The sequence below is a fragment of the Segatella salivae DSM 15606 genome (assembly GCF_000185845.1).
Classification (GTDB): domain Bacteria; phylum Bacteroidota; class Bacteroidia; order Bacteroidales; family Bacteroidaceae; genus Prevotella; species Prevotella salivae.
On the sequence record NZ_GL629676.1, the window covers coordinates 1 to 967 of the forward strand.

Genomic DNA, 967 nt, shown 5'->3' on the forward strand with positions numbered 1-967 from the left:
GAAAAAACTGTTGCTATACATTTTAGTGTTGCTTTCCTTGCCTGTTGCAGCACAAAACGATAAAGACCATAACTTCAATGTGGCCAAAAATCTTGAGGTGTTCAATGCCATTTACAAGAATCTCGACTTACTTTATGTCGACAAATTACCTGCTGATACCGTTATTGGGACTGCAATTGAGTCGATGCTTGACGCCCTTGACCCTTACACAGAATATTATCCACAGGCGAAAGGCAATGACCTTAAGATGATGATGACTGGTAAATATGCCGGTGTTGGAGCCTTAATACGTTATAGTCCGAAATATAAGAATGTGTTCATTGATGAGCCTTATGAGAACATGCCGGCTGCAAACGCGGGATTAAGAAAGGGAGATTTCATACTTGCAATCGATGATTTGTCGATGGAAGGCAAGTCAACTCAGTTTGTAAGTGACCATCTTCGAGGAGATGCCGGCACGACATTTGTCATTAAGATTCGACGCCCTTCATCGGGTAAAATCATGAAGATGAAGATTACACGCGGTGCAATTAAGATGCCTGCAGTGCCTTATTTTGGGTTGTTAAATCATGGCGTTGGGTATATCAATTTGAATCAATTCACCGAGGGATGTGCCAAAGATTTCCGCCGCGCTTTTGTCGAAATGAAGAAAGACGGCATGCAAAAGCTCATCATAGACCTAAGGAATAATGGTGGAGGATTAGAGAGTGAAGCCGTTAATATCGTGAATCTTTTTGTACCAAAAGATGTGACTGTTGTTTCCAATAGAGGCAAAGTGAAACGACTTGACCATGATTTTAAGACGACATCAGAACCTATCGACACCGTGATGCCTATTGTTGTGCTCGTCAATGGCAATACAGCGAGCTCGAGTGAGATAACTGCTGGCGCACTGCAAGACCTTGACCGGGCGGTTGTAATGGGTACGCGTACCTATGGGAAAGGCCTTGTTCAGACAACGATTGAC

1 protein-coding gene is annotated in these 967 nt (G+C 43.2%); it reads left to right on the forward strand.

Going from position 1 to position 967, the window contains the following annotated elements; genetic code table 11:
- On the forward strand, positions 1-967 hold a 967-nt coding region (locus HMPREF9420_RS12795), incomplete at both ends, for a S41 family peptidase (RefSeq protein ID WP_007136162.1).